Here is a 15,538-nt window from a genome sequence, read left to right as displayed (position 1 = left end):
CGAAATGTTCAAGATCACCGCACTTCCCACTGACGAAGTCCGCGCCCTGCAGGCGGGCGGGCCAGATGCCTACGGCGCCACGCCAGAGCGGGCTGTTTCCACCGGCGCAGGTAATCCCTGTCGCCATTGCTTGCAGAACATCCCAGAGGGGCAGGACATGCTGACTTTGGCACATAGACCCTTTTTAGAGCCACATCCTTATGCAGAAACCGGCCCAATTTTCCTGTGCGCCAAACCATGCGAGCGTTACGAAGGAGATGCATTGCCGGAGATACTGAAGTCTTCCCCCGACTACCTGATCAAGGGCTATGGTAAGGATGATCGGATCGTCTACGGCACGGGTGCCATCACGCCGACGGACCAGATCGGAGCCAAAATTGCTGATATCTTTGCCAGAGCGGACATCGCTTACATCCACGTCCGGTCAGCGCGGAACAATTGCTATCAGGCGCGGATCGACCGGGCCTAGAGCTTGACCCGGTGCATACCCCGGCGCGGCTGATCCTGATCCTCGGCCGGGGTGTCATCCGCGCGCGATGAGGTCAGCGCAAGGAACACATCCTCGAGGTCTGCTTCTTCGGTTCGGACGTCGCGGATGCGGATATTGGCGGCGCGCACCGATTCCAGAACCTGCTCGGCGCTGGTCTGGGCGCTGCGGTACTGCAGCACAAGGCTGCCATCGTCGCGCAGGTTGGCCTCGACACCATCCGTCATGGGCAAATCGGTAACGGGGCTGTCAGGGGCGATCACCATCGTTCGGCTGTCCATTCGGCCCAGCAGGTTGGCCGTGCTGTCCTGGGTGATCTTTTCACCGTGATTGATGATGGCGATCTCGTCGCACATCTCTTGCGCTTCTTCCAGGTAATGCGTGGTGAGGATGATGGTCATGCCTTGCTCGTTCAGCTTGCGCACATTGGCCCAGAGCATCTGGCGAAGCTCGATATCCACGCCTGCCGTCGGCTCGTCCAGCACAAGGATCTTGGGGTGATGCACCAGCGCCTTGGCCAGCAACAGCCGACGCCGCATCCCGCCGGACAGTGTGCGGGCATAGGCCTCGGCCTTGTCGCTTAGGCCCACCAGTTCTAGGATCTCATCACTTCGGCGTTCGGCCTTGGGCACACCATAGAGACCAGCCTGAACCTCCAACGCGCCTCGAGGGGTGAAAAAGGGGTCGAGGTTCAACTCTTGCGGCATGACACCGATGGCAGCGCGGGACGAGCGTGGGTTCTTGTCCTGATCATATCCCCAGATCGAAACATGGCCTGAGGATTTCACCACCAACCCCGCAAGGATGTTGATCAGGGTCGATTTCCCGGCCCCGTTGGGACCCAGCAAGCCAAAGACCGACCCGCGTGGCACGGTCAGGTCAACGCCCTTCAACGCGTGTTTCTCGGGCTGGCCTTTGCCGCCACGATAGGTCTTGCGCAGCCCTTCGATCCTGATTGCCGCATCGCTCATGTGGCTCTTGCCCCTGGTTTGCTCATCGCTCATAAACGCACCTAATGCATGCCCGCGAGGCCGACAACCAGTGAAGGATCGCCAGCCGTGACAATCGAAGCGCCGGAAACAAAGATCGTGGAAACTTCTCGTGTTGCCTGTGATGGCGGCGAAGGCGCTTTGGGACACCCGAGGGTGTGGCTGCAGATTCCGGAAGACACCGGATGGGTCGAGTGCCCTTATTGCGATTGCAAATATGTGCTGGCGGATGGACATTCACAAAACTGACGCATAACTGTTACATCAACGGCGGCCGTGGTTGATTTGGCTTTTCATGGCCGGTACAGCCATTTGTCTACGGTATGAAACGGAACCCAAATGCTCTTTCCAGCGCAGCCTTTACAGCTGTCAGAACAGGATCTATTGGCACGTGGTGGTCAAAGAAACGTATATGCGTGCCCAGATCGGCCAGAGCTGTTGATCAAAATCACCAGGCCGCGTAAACGCCCTATTCGGTCCTACACCAAGCGGTTGATCCAGCAGGTGTTTCCCGATGCAAAATATCGTAACGCCCTCAAAGAGATGGAATGCGAGTTGAAGGCGGCCTTGAAAAGCGGCTCTGACATAGCGAAACTACCTATCGCGCGCGCATTCGGAATTGTTCAGACTGATGTTGGCCCGGGCATTATTGTAGAGCGGATTCAGTCTGAGGATGGGCAACTTGCTCCGCAGCTGTCGTCGGTGTGCAAGAAGGGCCAGTTGACGGACGACGTTCTGAGCGAACTCAACAGTTTTGTGCATCGGTTGTTTCAGCTTCAGATCGTAGGGCGCGACATCCACCCGGAAAACATTGTCTACGGGCTGCGCAATCAAACCAGAATATTTGTTCTGATTGACGGGTACGGAGAGCGCAATCTGGTTCCTTTGCGCACGCTGAGCCGTCGTTTGAACAACCGTTCGCTTAGCAAGCAAATGCAGTATATCGCTGATCGCACGGGGCTGCTCTGGGACAAGTCGCAGCGGGTCTTCCGCACTACATGACAGCCCCGATAAATAGGGCGCTGCAGCGGGTGCGGTCTTTTCTATGGTTAGCATGGCACAAAACGATCCCGAAGAGCTCCTAACCGGCCCTCTGCCCAAATCTTGCCGCGATTGTGGTGGTACTAAGGTGGCGCAGTCAGCATAGGTGAGTGTGATGGCGGACATTTCTGCTACGGATAATGCCCGTCCGGTTTTCGGATGGATCGGGTTTTGTACGGCGTCGGTTGCGTTGTTTGCGGCGCTGCTGGTGTTTTGGGCCGGACCGTTTGCGCCGCAGCAGTCCACAGGCGTATCACTGGGCGAACTGGCGGCCGAGCTTGGGAGATCCACCTTGCGCGCCGCTGCTGGGCTAGAGCAGCCCGAACCTGTCGCCCAAACTCGTGATCTGGACGATTTCCTGCAGATCGGTGTCGCCATGCTGGGCGGTTTGGCCATTGTCGTCTCTGTTATTGGCATATTGCGCCATGAACGGATGCGGCCTTCCATCGCTGGGGTGGCCATTGGCGTCGGTGCAATCCTGTTTCAGTTCTTCGCGATGGCTTTTTTTGCCTTCCTGGGCGCGTTGATCATCATGGCGCTGCTTCACAGTTTCTCGGATGTGTTTGGAGGCCTCTTTGGCGGTTAACTGACGTTCCTCACTGGTCAGTCGCGCAGCCCTGTGGCAGAACCGTCCCTGACCGACAGGGAGCACGCGTATGAGCAATTTCGGAAAAGGATGTCACCTGCATCTGATCGACGGATCGGCCTTTATTTTTCGGGCCTATCACGCGCTGCCTCCGCTGACGCGCAAGTCGGATGGTCTACCGATCGGGGCTGTGTCAGGCTTCTGCAACATGCTGCAGAAATATGTCGAAGGAAATGCCGGCCCCGATGCGCCGACCCATGTTGCGGTGATTTTCGACAAGGGCTCACATACGTTCCGCAACGATCTCTATGACCTCTACAAAGCCAACCGCGAGGCGATGCCCGAGGATTTGCGCCCGCAGATGCCGCTGACCCGTGAGGCGACGAAGGCCTTCAACATCGCCTGCAAAGAGCTTGAGGGCTATGAGGCCGACGACATCATTGCCACGCTTGCCGTGCAGGCGCGCGAGGCTGGTGGGCGCGTGACCATCGTCAGTTCCGACAAGGACTTGATGCAGTTGGTCGGCGGCGGCGTTGAGATGCTGGACGCCATGAAGAACAAACGCATCGACACGGATGGCGTGTTCGAGAAATTTGGCGTCGGGCCAGATCGCGTGGTTGATGTGCAGGCGCTGGCCGGGGATAGCGTTGATAACGTGCCGGGGGCTCCGGGAATCGGCGTCAAGACGGCGGCTCTGTTGATCAACGAATATGGCGATCTGGAAACGCTGCTGGACCGTGCGGAAGAGATCAAACAGCCCAAACGCCGCCAGACCCTGATCGAAAAGCGGGATCAGATCGAACTGTCGAAGAAGTTGGTGCAGTTGGATGAGAACACGCCGCTGGATTTCACCCTCGACGACCTTGAGGTTCAGGACCCTGACCCCGAAACCCTGCTGGGCTTTCTGGCGGAAATGGAGTTCCGCACCCTCACCAAACGAATTGCCGACAAGCTAGGGGCCGAGGCCCCGGCCATCGCCGATGCGCCGGTGCAGGTCGAGGTGGAAGAGGTCGAGGTCCTTCCGTTTGACGCGTCAAAATACGAGTGCGTGCGGGACGCGGGCGCTTTGCAGAAGTGGATTGATCAGGCCTATGAACGCGGCTGGGTTGCCGTAGACACCGAGACAACCGGGCTGAACGAAATGATCGCCGATCTAGTCGGCATTTCGCTTTGTATCGAAGCCGGAGAGGCCTGTTACATCCCGCTGACCCACCGCGACGGATCGGCGGATGATCTGTTCGGCTCGGATGCGCTGGCCGAGGGGCAGATGCCGTTGGATGAGGCTCTAACACTGCTGAAACCGCTGTTTGAAGACCCCTCGATCCTCAAGATCGGGCAGAACATGAAATACGATGCCAAGATCTTTGCGCGCTATGGCATCGAGATAGCTCCGATCGATGACACGATGCTGATGTCCTACGCCATGCATGGCGGTGAGCATGGGCATGGGATGGATACTCTGTCCGAGCGCTATCTGAGCCACACGCCGATCCCGATCAAACCGTTGCTGGGGTCGGGCAAATCGGCGATCACCTTCGACAAGGTCGCAATTGATGAGGCCATGGCCTACGCGGCTGAGGATGCGGATATCACGCTGCGCCTGTGGCAGTTGTTCAAGCCGCAGTTGCATCAGGTTCAGGTGACGACGGTGTATGAAACGCTCGAACGTCCGCTGGTGCCGGTTCTCAAAGAAATGGAGATGCACGGCATTAAGGTGGATCGCGATGTCCTCAGCCGGATGTCAAATGCCTTTGCGCAGAAAATGGCCGGGTTAGAGGCTGAAATTCACGAATTGGCTGGTGAGAACTTCAATGTCGGTTCGCCCGCGCAGTTGGGCGAGATCCTGTTCGACAAGATGGGCCTTGAGGGCGGCAAGAAGGGAAAAACCGGAAAGTACTCGACCGGGGCGGATATTCTTGAGGACCTGGCGACCGAGCATGAATTGCCGCGTCGGGTGTTGGACTGGCGGCAGCTGTCGAAGTTGAAGTCGACCTACACGGATGCGCTGCAGACACATATCAACCCGGACACGGGCCGCGTGCATACGTCTTATTCGATCACTGGGGCGAACACGGGCCGTTTGGCCTCGACCGATCCGAATCTGCAGAACATTCCCGTCCGGACCGAGGAAGGCCGCCGCATTCGTGAGGCGTTCATCGCTGAGCCGGGCAATGTGATGGTCAGCCTCGACTACAGCCAGATCGAGCTGCGGATTCTGGCGCATATTGCTGAGATACCAGCGTTGAAACAGGCCTTTGCCGACGGGTTGGACATTCACGCGATGACTGCCTCCGAGATGTTCGATGTGCCCTTGGATGAGATGACGCCGGATATCCGCCGTCAGGCCAAGGCGATCAACTTTGGTGTGATCTACGGCATCTCGGGCTTTGGTCTGGCGCGCAACCTGCGCATTCCGCGCGCCGAGGCGCAAGGGTTTATCGACCGCTATTTTGAGCGTTTCCCTGGTATTAGAGCCTATATGGACGACACGGTCGCCTTCGCCAAAGAGAATGGCTATGTGCAGACCTTGTTCGGACGCAAGATCCATACGCCTGAGATCAACGCGAAAGGGCCTCATGCCGGGTTCTCGCGTCGGGCAGCAATCAATGCCCCGATTCAGGGGACGGCGGCAGATGTGATCCGGCGTGCGATGGTTCGGATGCCTGAGGCGATCAATGGGTTGCCGGCCAAAATGCTGCTGCAGGTCCACGATGAATTGCTGTTCGAAGTCGCCGAAGATGTAGTGGATGAAGTGATCGGCGTTGCGCGGGACGTGATGGAGGGTGCCTCAGACCCTGCCGTGAAGCTGGACGTGAAATTGGTTGTGGATGCCGGTCAGGGGGCGAACTGGGCCGAAGCGCATTAAGAGGCGCTGCTCATCGGGCCCGGCGGGCCCTCTTCGCAGCGGGTCAGTCCTGCGGCCTGACCATGCGGTTGACGAACCGTTGCACACTGGGGCCAAACAGCAGGATTACGGTGAAGGCGATTGGCCAGCAAAAGGCCCATGAGGCCATCCAATCGCTGAGGGTGGACGGGCCAAAGCCGATGGCTTTGACTGTTGCGATCCCAGTGACGATGCAGGACATCAACCCGGACATGATCAGGCTGAACACGGCGCGGGCGTAGCGGGCAGGGATCATAATGCGTTTCCTTGGTATCTACGGTAGGACGGACGACCCCATCTGCGGTTCAGAGATCTGCATTGGCAAGAACTGCCTTATGCATCCAATCCAGTGATGAGCTCGTCAAAGCTGTTGAGGGAGTATATTCCGCACTGACCCATCCTTCATAGCCAGAGACCTCCATCGCCTTGAACAGGGTCTGAAAATCCAGATCTCCGCTACCCGGTTCGGACCTGTGCGGCGCAGCGCCGATCTGGGCGTGGATGACGCGATTGTGAAAACGATCCCAAATCCCCAGCGGATCCGAGTGGATCATCTGTGCGTGAAAGCTGTCATATTGCAGGCCTAGATTGGGGCGATCCACGCGGTCCAAAACCTCCGCGGCCAAATCGTAGTCGTTGAGGAAATAGTCGGGTTGGGACACTTGGTTCAGCGGCTCGATGGTGAAGGTCTGGCCGGGGGCTGTATCGGCGGCCCATTGCAGGTTGCGAACAAAGCAATCCAGCGCCTCAGGCCCCGATGCATAGCCGGACATGATGTGGATCAGGCCGGGTTTGAGCACATCGGCATAGCGCAAGACGCGGCGGATATCGGATTGGAACCGCGCCTCACCGCCGGGCACGGCGGCATAGCCCGGCTCACCCCCGGTGTAGTTCGGGGGAGGCGCGTTGATCAGCACAAGCTCCAGCCCGTTGGCCAAAAGTGCACGGCGGGTCTCTTTCGCGGCCAGCTCATAGGGGAACAGAATTTCAACGGCCTTGAAGCCCGCCTCGGCCGCAGCCTGGAACCGCTCCAGATATGGGAGTTCGGCAAAGAGCAGAGAGATATTGGCGGCGAATTTGGGCATGAGAGGCCTTTGGGTCGGTGATCCGCCCAAGCTTAGTCTCCACCGATTTTCGAGGAAAGGGATTGAAAACGACAGATTGTCGAAAATCGACAAGAAGGCAGGCTCAAGTCCAGAGATGTTTGGGCTAACACGGCGAATCATTTTTCTGCGCCGTTCCAACAGAAGGTCCGGTCCCATGGCGATGAGCCCTGATCCTGTGCGCGGGAACACTTTTCCTATGTCCACTGGCCGCAGCTCGGCCTTGTCTGGAAACGGTTTGGCTGTGGCGTCCATGTTGACCTGGGCAGCGGGGTTTCCTGCGGCCGAAGTGTTGCTGCAGACCTGGCCTCCGGTCGCGCTGTTCGTGGCGCGGCTGGCGCTTGCCGTGGCGGTTATGGTGCCTCTGTGGTTCCTGATCGACGGGCCAAGCCGGGTTTTGCGCGCCCGTTGGGGTCATGCGATGCTTGTTGGCGGGACGCTCGGGGCCGGGATGTTCCTGATCATCGTGGCGCAGAAGCTGACAGATCCGGTGACGGTTGCCATCATTGCTTCATGCGCGCCTTTGTTTGCCACTCTGATCGAACTGGCAACCGGGGCACGGCGGTTGCGTTGGAATTTTGCGCTGGGCGTTGTGGTGTCCATCATTGGCGGTCTGATCGCGACCAGTGCAGTGGCGCCCGCGCAATTGGGTTTGGGCGCGATCTGCGCCATCGTGTCCACCGGGTTGTTCTGCTGGGCGACTATGGCAACGGCGAGGGATTTCCCCGAGCTGAGCCAAACTGGGCGCAGCACCATCACCTTCTTCGGCGGCTTGGTTGTCGCTTTGCTGCTGTTCTTCGGGGCACGCCAAGTGGGTATGGACGTCATGCCAACGGCGCAGATTGATGTTCAACAGATCGGAATGCTTGGGATCTATGCTCTGGTGTCTATGGGCCTCAGCCAGGTTCTGTTTGTCGGATCCGTTGGGAAACTGGGCGTTGCATTGGCCTCGTTCCACATCAACATCGCCCCGTTCTACGTGATGCTGATCATGCTGGTGCTGGGGGAAGAGTGGAACTGGACCCGCGCTTTGGGAGCAGGGGTTGTTGCGGTGGCCGTCGTGCTGGCGCAGGATCGAAAAGTTGCAAAGGCGGCTTAATCCGGCAGATCCTCAGATCTGATCAACGGAAAGAAGCGCTGTTCGGACCAAACTCCGAACCATCCCTCATGATGCGTACCCATCTCCACCAATCGATAAAAGCTCTTGCGGTCAATCCGGGCTTCAAGGCCATCACGGATCAGGATGTATGGAGAGGGTTCCTGGGTCTGCGGTTCCATGACAACGCGGATCGGCTGATCCGGCCCGGCCACCGCGACATCGCCAACCTTGGTGGTGAAAGTCAGAACCTGCGACTGCCCGTCGCCCGAGGCATCGACGTCGACCGCGATGAACGGCGCATCCTCGACGGTGATTCCCACCTTCTCGACAGGGGTCACCAGATAGTAATTCCCGTCCTCCAGCTTAAGAATTGAGGAAAAAAGCTTCACAAGCTCGAAACGAGTGATGGGCGAGCCTAAATAACTCCAAGTGCCATCTTTGGCGATCCGGATGTCCAGATCACCGCAAAAAGGGGGATTCCAGAGGTGAACGGGGGGTAAACCCTTGGTTTTGGTCGCTTTGATCGAGGCCGCAAGACCGTCAGGGGAAGGTTTCACAGGTTTTTGTCCGCTCATTGCTTTTGCCATTTCCTCTCAGCGCGATAGACTTCATCTATAATAGTCCACGGAAGGGAAAGTCATGTCCGAACCTGCCGACCTCGTGTCCGAGATCGAAGCGTTGGAAAACAAGCTGCAAGAGGCAAAATCCTCGATCACCCGCCGCTTCATCGGGCAGGAGAGGGTCGTGGACCTGACTCTGACGGCGCTGCTGTGCGGGGGGCATGCCCTGCTGATCGGTTTGCCGGGTCTGGGAAAAACCCGACTTGTCGAGACGCTGTCGACCGTTATGGGCCTGCATGGCAACCGTATTCAATTTACGCCCGACCTGATGCCCGCCGATATTCTGGGGTCCGAGGTTCTGGACACCGCCGATGATGGCAGCCGTCATTTCCGGTTTATTTCGGGGCCAATCTTCTGCGAGCTGCTGATGGCGGATGAGATCAACCGCGCCAGCCCTCGGACGCAGTCGGCATTGCTGCAGGCGATGCAGGAGCGCACAGTGACCGTGGCGGGCGAAGACCGCGTGCTGGGCACGCCGTTCCACGTGTTGGCAACGCAGAACCCGATTGAACAAGAGGGCACCTATCCGCTGCCCGAAGCTCAGCTGGACCGTTTCCTTGTGCAGATCGACGTAGAGTACCCCGATCGTCAGACCGAGCGGGATATCCTGTTGGCCACCACCGGCGTGGCCGAGGACGAGGCGCATCAGATTTTCAGCAAGGAAGAGCTGTTGGCAGCTCAGGTCCTGTTGCGCCGGATGCCTGTCGGGGATTCCGTTGTGGAACTGATCCTCGATCTGGTCCGCGCGTTCCGTCCCGAGGAAGCGGGCGTCTCGGCTCGTGTCGCTGAAACCGTTGCTTGGGGTCCCGGTCCGCGTGCGGCGCAGGCGCTTATGATGACCGTGCGGGCGCGGGCGATGCTGCAGGGGCGTCTTGCCCCGAATGCCGAGGACGTTCTGGATATGGCGCGCCCGGTTCTCAGCCACCGGATGGCTCTGAACTTTGCGGCACGTGCGCGGGGCGACAGCCTTGCCGATCTGATCGATAGCACAGCGGCTGGCCTGATCCGCACTGAGGCTGCGGCGTGAATGCTGCGCTGACCCTTCGTCAACGTTCCGAGGCCGAGGCGTCCCGGCTACCGCCCCTATTGGCGCGCGCCGAGCATTTGGCAGGCACTGTTCTGCTGGGTGACCATGGCCGGCGGCGATCCGGCATGGGGGACGACTTCTGGCAATATCGTCCCGCTCAGATCGGAGACAGCCGCCGGATGATCGACCACCGCCGCTCGGCACGCGGAGATCAGCAATTTGTGCGCGAACGCGAGTGGCAGATCGCGCAATCGGTCATGCTGTGGGTCGATCAGGGGGCCTCGATGCGCTTTGCGTCGGATAAGGCGCTGCCCTCCAAGGCGGATCGCGCCAGACTGTTGGGTCTGGCGACTGCGATCCTTCTGGTGCGCGGGGGCGAGCGTGTTGGCCTGACGGGTACAACCCTGCCACCCCGACGCGGGAATGCGCAGATCATTCGTCTGGCGCAGGCCTGGTCCGAGGACTCGGAGGTCGACTACGCTCCACCGGAACACCGCGCTATGATCCCTCATGCCCGTGCGGTGTTCATCTCGGATTTTCTTGGCCCGATGGATGAGGTTGAACTGGCCCTGACCAAAGCCGCAGATCGCGGCGTTCGGGGCGTTTTGTTGCAAGTCCTCGATCCGGGGGAAGAGACGTTTCCTTTCGCGGGCCGCACCATTTTTGAAAGCGTCGGCGGCACCGTTCGGCATGAAACGCTGAAGGCCGGAGAGCTGCGCGACCGGTATCTGGACCGCCTTGCCGCGCGCAAGGATGCGCTGACGCATCTGTGTCGCGCAACCGGCTGGCAGTTGGGTTTGCACCACACCGGTGACAGCGCGCAATCGGCTCTATTGTGGCTCTATCGTGCGCTGGACGGGGGTGTTCAATGACCGTTTTGGCGGGCATCGGCTTCACCGCGCCATGGGTGTTGTTGGGTCTGCTGACCCTGCCGATTCTGTGGCTGATCCTGCGCGCGGTCCCACCCGCGCCGATCCGTCGGATGTTCCCGGCGGTCACACTGTTGCTCGGCCTCAAAGACGACGAAAGCGTATCGGACCGAACGCCTTGGTGGTTGCTGTTACTGCGAATGCTGGCGGCAGCAGCGATCATCGTCGGGCTGGCCGGTCCCGTATTGAACCCGTCGCGCGATCAGACGGGCACTGGCCCCCTGATGTTGGTACTCGATGCAAGCTGGGCCGGGGCCACGCGCTGGTCGTCAACGCTAGACCAGATCGACGCGCAATTGACCGAAGCCGGACGCGCGGGCCGCCCCGTCTCGATCCTGCGCCTGACCGAGCCGGAACCGCCCGTGCTTCAGGCGGCCGAAGCTTGGCGCAATCGTTTGCCGGGCCTTGCTCCGAACCCATGGCAGCCGACCGAGGATCAGGTTGATCAGGTCATCGCCGCGCTGGATCAGGTCGACGGCGGGTTTGATACGCATTGGTTCAGCGACCGCTTGGCTTATGAAAAACACCCTGAGTTAGTGTCTGAACTGCAGTCCCGAGGGCAGGTCACCGTCTACCGCTCGAACGCGACAGCCCTGGCGCTTTTGCCGGCCGTTTATCAGGACGGCGTCATTCAATTGACCGCTTTGCGGGCCGAATCGGGCCCAGAGGAGAGTGTGACCGTTCTGGCGCAAGGCCGTGACCCGGCGGGCACGGCGCGGGTGTTGCAATCGGCCGAGATGACGTTCGCAGCTGGCGAGACCCAGGCCCAAATCGACCTCGCCCTGCCGTCTGAGCTGCGCGCCCGGATCACACGGTTTGAGCTTCAGGGCCAGCGCTCAGCCGGGGCGGTGACGCTGACTGATGACAGCTTGCGGCGGCGCGAGGTTGCGCTGATTGCCGGAACCCTCAACCGCGAGGGGCTGGAGCTGTTGTCTCCGCTGCACTACCTGACGCAGGTTCTGATCCCTACCGCCGATTTTGTTGAGGGCGGCCTGCCCGAGGTTCTACCTGCCAATCCCGATGTAATTGTGCTGTCGGACGTCGCCCAGATCTCGGGCCCGGAAGAGGTTGCTCTGATCGAGTGGGTTGAACAGGGCGGTTTGTTGCTGCGGTTTGCAGGGCCCCGCATGGCGGCCAGCGATCTGGGGCGTGACGAAGAGGATACGCTGCTGCCCGTTCGTCTGCGCAGCGGCGGGCGTACCGTAGGCGGCGCGATGAGCTGGGGGGAATCCAAGACACTGGCACCGTTCCCTGAGGACTCGCCTTTCTACGGGTTGCAGATCCCGAGTGACGTGACCGTTTCCACTCAGGTCATGGCACAACCAGACCCTAACTTGGCCGATCGCGTGATTGCATCGCTGTCGGACGGCACCCCTCTGGTCACCCGCAAAGCGCTGGGTTTGGGGCAGGTTGTCCTGTTCCATGTGACGGCAGATGCGGAATGGTCCAGCCTGCCGCTGTCCGGCTTGTTCGTGGAAATGCTGGACCGTCTGGCCGTCGCCTCGGCCGCGAAATCGCGTCAGGTCGCGCAATTGGAGGGCACCACGTGGGAGCCTGTGCAGATCATCGATGGGTTCGGCGCGTTGTCCGATGCCGGTACGCTGGCGGGTGTGGATGGGGTTGAGCTGGTGTCGGGGCAGATCGGGCCCGACCTTCGTCCTGGCCTTTATGAAAGTGGGAAGCAAAAGCTGGCGCGGAATGTGCTGTCCGAGGAGACCACGCTCAGCCCTGTTGTCTGGCCCGCAGATGTTCCGATCCGCGGGCAGGAGGCCTCAACCGAAACGCCCTTGGGAGGATTACTGCTGAGCCTCGCATTGATCCTATTGACCGTGGATGTAATCGCGTCCCTGGCCTTGTCGGGTCGTTTAGGTCTGGCTAAGGCGGCAGCGGTTACCATGGGGGCCGTGCTGCTCGTGCCCGAGGCGCAGGCGCAGTCGCCCGATGAGACCGACTTTGCCCTCGCCGCGACCCATGAACTGGTTTTGGCGCATGTGCTGACTGGTGACAGCCAGGTGGACGACATCGCACAGGCTGGGTTGCGAGGATTGGCTCAGACGTTGAACTACCGCACCTCGGTCGAACCCGCTGCGCCAATTGGCGTCGATCTGGAACGGGATGAGTTGGCCTTTTTCCCATTGCTCTACTGGCCCATCACGCAGGATCAGCCGCGCCCCTCGGATGAGGCCTATGCCAAGCTGAATGCTTATCTGCGCTCGGGCGGTATGATCCTATTTGACACGCGCGATGCGGATATCGCGGGGTTCGGAGCCTCCAGCCCCAATGGGCGCAAGCTGCAGCAACTGGCAGCTCCACTAAATATCCCCGCATTAGAGCCGATTCCGAACGATCACGTGCTGACGCGGACTTTCTATCTTCTGCAGGATTTCCCTGGCCGCTACGCCGGAACCGATGTCTGGGTCGAGGCCGCTCCGCTGGATGCCGAACAGATCGAAGGGATGCCCTTCCGTAACCTCAACGACAATGTGACACCCGTGGTGATTGGCGGCAATGACTGGGCCGGGGCCTGGGCGGTGGATCGCAATGGGCAAGCCCTGCTGCCGGTCGGTCGAGGCTATGCAGGGGAGCGTCAGCGCGAGCTGGCCAATCGCTTTGGGGTCAATCTGGTGATGCATGTGCTGACCGGGAACTACAAATCCGATCAGGTCCATGTGCCTGCTCTGCTGGACAGGTTGGGACAATGACCGGAACCGTTATCTTTGATCCGCTGATCCCGTGGCCAATACTACTTGTGGTCGCCTCGATCGCCGTTGCAGGTGTGGTCCTGGCGGTCTGGCGAGGGTTGTCCGGATGGGCTTTGCGTGGGTTAGCTGTTTTGGTAGTGATCGCGGCACTTGCCGGTCCGGTCTATCAGGTCGAAGACCGCGCGCCGCTGACAGATATCGTTCTGATGATCGAGGATGAAAGCGCCAGCCAGACGCTCTCGGACCGAGCCGACCAAACCGCCCAAGCGGCTGAGGCCTTGGCGGCCGAGATCGAGTCGCGTGACAATACCGAACTGCGCCGCATCCGCGTGGGCGACGGAGATGGCGACGAAGGCACGCAGGTGATGGCCGCTGTGAACGCGGCCCTGGCCGAGGAGCCGCGCGCGCGGGTGGCCGGTATCCTCGTGGTCTCGGACGGTATCGTTCATGACGTTGATCAAGCGCCCGATTTGCCTGCGCCACTTCACCTTTTGCAGACCGGGCGTGAGAGCGACTGGGACCGCAGGCTCATTGTCCGCAATGCACCTGCCTTTGCCATCATCGGTGAACCCGTGACCCTGACCTTGCACGTTGAAGACAGCGGGGCGGCTCCGGGCGGAGCCACCAGCGCGCCGCTTGAGATCTCGGTTGATGGGGGCGAGCCGGAGGAATTCCGCATACCCATTGGCGTGGATGTTGAACTGCCTATCTCACTGCCGCATGGGGGGCGGAATGTCATTCAGTTTACGGTCCCGGAGGCCGAAGGTGAGCTGACCGATCGCAACAATACCGCATTGATCCAGATGAACGGCGTGCGCGACCGCCTGCGCGTTCTGCTGGTGTCGGGCGAGCCGCATCCCGGCGGGCGCACCTGGCGCAACCTGCTGAAATCCGACAGCTCGGTCGATCTGGTGCATTTCACCATTCTACGCCCGCCCGAGAAGCAAGACGGTGTCCCGGTGGATGAATTGTCTCTGATCGCCTTCCCGACGCGAGAGCTGTTTCTGGAGAAGATCAACGACTTCGACTTGATCATTTTTGACCGTTACAAACGGCGGGGCATCCTGCCTGCGATCTATCTGGATAACGTGGCTGACTATATCGACAGCGGCGGCGCTGTTCTGATTGCAGCAGGCCCTGATTTCGCCACCGCGGACAGTATCTTCCGCTCGCCCCTTGCAGGTAGTCTGCCAGCGCAACCGACGGCACGGGTGATCGAAGAGCGCTACGTTCCCATGGTCAGCGATCTGGGGCATCGGCACCCTGTGACCACCAATCTCGGCGATTCCGAGGATTGGGGTGCGTGGCTGCGCCAGATCGACGTGAATGAACGCTCGGGCCAAGTACTCATGACCGGCCTTGAGGACCGGCCGCTGTTGGTATTGGACCGGGTCGGTGAAGGGCGGGTAGCCCTGTTGGCGTCAGACCACGCCTGGCTGTGGAGCCGCGGTTTTGAGGGTGGCGGGCCTCAGCTGGAATTGTTGCGACGTCTGGCACATTGGATGATGAAAGAGCCCGAGCTTGAAGAAGAGGCGCTTTGGGCCGAGGCCAACGGCCAGTCGATGCGCATCATTCGCCAGACCCTCGAAGAAGATGTCGGTCCGGTTACGATCACCCGGCCCAATGGCGAAACGCTAGAGATCATCCTTGAAGAGGTTTCGCCCGGACGGTTCGAAGCGCAGTATTTCGGACCCGAGATTGGCCTCTATCGCCTGCAGGAGGGCGATTTGATGGCCGTGATCGGACTGGGACCCGCTGCCCCGAAAGAGTTTGAGCGTACAATCGCAACCGGCGACGTGCTGGAACCTGTGATCACCGCCATGCGCGGTGGCGTAATCCGGCTGGAAGAGGGTTTGCCCTCAATCCGCAACGTTCGCGCCGGGCGTCCGGCGGCGGGGCGTGGCTGGATCGGCCTAACCCCGCGCGAGGCCTATGAGACACGGGACGTTACCCAAGCCGGACTGCTGCCGCCGTGGCTGGTACTGCTGCTGGCCGGTGGCTTCCTGTTGGGCGGTTGGCTGCGCGAAGGCCGTCGCTAGATCGCTTCGGGTTTGACCAGTGACACGAATAC

The 15,538-nt window shown here is 60.2% G+C and carries 14 protein-coding genes; 10 read left to right on the top strand and 4 right to left on the bottom strand.

Translation table 11 applies throughout. The annotated features are described in order from the left end of the window. Positions 1 to 4 precede the first annotated feature (4 nt). Entirely contained in the window at positions 5 to 469 is a 465-nt protein-coding gene (locus ACR0J4_RS18905; protein WP_170379539.1) for a DUF1203 domain-containing protein, read from the top strand. On the opposite strand, the gene ACR0J4_RS18900 is transcribed toward ACR0J4_RS18905, so the two are convergent. After that, the gene (locus ACR0J4_RS18900) at positions 466 to 1,458 is read right to left on the bottom strand and encodes an ABC transporter ATP-binding protein (protein WP_170379840.1); all 993 of its coding nucleotides are present in this window, start codon (positions 1,456 to 1,458) and stop codon (positions 466 to 468) included. The two genes, ACR0J4_RS18905 and ACR0J4_RS18900, sit on opposite strands and share 4 nt — an antisense overlap. Before the next feature lie 87 nt (positions 1,459 to 1,545). Between ACR0J4_RS18900 and ACR0J4_RS18895 the strand changes: the two genes are divergently transcribed. The 4 genes from ACR0J4_RS18895 (at position 1,546) to polA (ending at position 5,969) form a co-directional block, all read left to right on the top strand. Next, positions 1,546 to 1,725, top strand: a complete 180-nt coding sequence (locus ACR0J4_RS18895) for a zinc-finger domain-containing protein (protein ID WP_170379537.1) — start codon at positions 1,546 to 1,548, stop codon at positions 1,723 to 1,725. 90 nt (positions 1,726 to 1,815) lie between these two features. Beyond that, complete coding sequence (locus ACR0J4_RS18890; protein ID WP_170555304.1) at positions 1,816 to 2,478, top strand: YrbL family protein; 663 nt, start codon at positions 1,816 to 1,818, stop codon at positions 2,476 to 2,478. A 154-nt stretch (positions 2,479 to 2,632) separates the two neighbouring features. Continuing rightward, positions 2,633 to 3,103 carry a hypothetical protein gene (locus ACR0J4_RS18885; protein ID WP_170643723.1) on the top strand — a complete coding sequence of 157 codons (471 nt, stop codon included), beginning with the start codon at positions 2,633 to 2,635 and terminating at the stop codon, positions 3,101 to 3,103. Between the two features lie 70 nt (positions 3,104 to 3,173). Continuing rightward, positions 3,174 to 5,969 carry a DNA polymerase I gene (gene polA / locus ACR0J4_RS18880; RefSeq protein ID WP_170643722.1) on the top strand — a complete coding sequence of 932 codons (2,796 nt, stop codon included), beginning with the start codon at positions 3,174 to 3,176 and terminating at the stop codon, positions 5,967 to 5,969. A gap of 43 nt (positions 5,970 to 6,012) precedes the next feature. Here the strand turns inward: polA and ACR0J4_RS18875 are convergent, their stop codons facing one another. Together ACR0J4_RS18875 and ACR0J4_RS18870 are read right to left on the bottom strand one after the other, a co-directional pair. Continuing rightward, the gene (locus tag ACR0J4_RS18875; RefSeq protein ID WP_170379529.1) at positions 6,013 to 6,243 is read right to left on the bottom strand and encodes a DUF2798 domain-containing protein; all 231 of its coding nucleotides are present in this window, start codon (positions 6,241 to 6,243) and stop codon (positions 6,013 to 6,015) included. 49 nt (positions 6,244 to 6,292) lie between these two features. Continuing rightward, positions 6,293 to 7,072 carry a TIM barrel protein gene (locus ACR0J4_RS18870; protein ID WP_170643721.1) on the bottom strand — a complete coding sequence of 260 codons (780 nt, stop codon included), beginning with the start codon at positions 7,070 to 7,072 and terminating at the stop codon, positions 6,293 to 6,295. Positions 7,073 to 7,289: 217 nt separating this feature from the next. Between ACR0J4_RS18870 and ACR0J4_RS18865 the strand changes: the two genes are divergently transcribed. Then, on the top strand, positions 7,290 to 8,189 hold the full coding sequence (locus tag ACR0J4_RS18865) for a DMT family transporter (RefSeq protein WP_480668777.1): 900 nt from the start codon (positions 7,290 to 7,292) through the stop codon (positions 8,187 to 8,189). On the opposite strand, the gene ACR0J4_RS18860 is transcribed toward ACR0J4_RS18865, so the two are convergent. Then, positions 8,186 to 8,764, bottom strand: a complete 579-nt coding sequence (locus ACR0J4_RS18860; RefSeq protein WP_480668776.1) for a DUF1285 domain-containing protein — start codon at positions 8,762 to 8,764, stop codon at positions 8,186 to 8,188. The genes ACR0J4_RS18865 and ACR0J4_RS18860 overlap by 4 nt on opposite strands. Positions 8,765 to 8,828: 64 nt before the next feature. On the opposite strand from ACR0J4_RS18860, the gene ACR0J4_RS18855 reads away from it, so the two are divergent. Genes ACR0J4_RS18855 through ACR0J4_RS18840 form a run of 4 tightly spaced genes read left to right on the top strand, consistent with a single transcriptional unit; the run spans position 8,829 to position 15,506 of the window. Then, positions 8,829 to 9,836, top strand: a complete 1,008-nt coding sequence (locus ACR0J4_RS18855) for an AAA family ATPase (RefSeq protein WP_170643719.1) — start codon at positions 8,829 to 8,831, stop codon at positions 9,834 to 9,836. Continuing rightward, positions 9,833 to 10,708: a DUF58 domain-containing protein gene (locus ACR0J4_RS18850; protein ID WP_170643718.1), complete on the top strand. Its 876-nt coding sequence runs from the start codon at positions 9,833 to 9,835 to the stop codon at positions 10,706 to 10,708. The genes ACR0J4_RS18855 and ACR0J4_RS18850 overlap by 4 nt, the downstream gene beginning before the upstream one ends. Beyond that, positions 10,705 to 13,467, top strand: a complete 2,763-nt coding sequence (locus tag ACR0J4_RS18845) for a DUF4159 domain-containing protein (RefSeq protein ID WP_170643717.1) — start codon at positions 10,705 to 10,707, stop codon at positions 13,465 to 13,467. The genes ACR0J4_RS18850 and ACR0J4_RS18845 overlap by 4 nt, the downstream gene beginning before the upstream one ends. Then, on the top strand, positions 13,464 to 15,506 hold the full coding sequence (locus tag ACR0J4_RS18840) for a hypothetical protein (protein WP_170643716.1): 2,043 nt from the start codon (positions 13,464 to 13,466) through the stop codon (positions 15,504 to 15,506). Before ACR0J4_RS18845 ends, ACR0J4_RS18840 begins: the two co-directional genes overlap by 4 nt. Positions 15,507 to 15,538: the final 32 nt, after the last annotated feature.

The sequence above is a fragment of the Ruegeria sp. B10 genome, from assembly GCF_056539825.1.
Note: the sequence above shows the minus strand (reverse complement) of the source record. Positions and strands in the feature narration are given on the sequence as shown.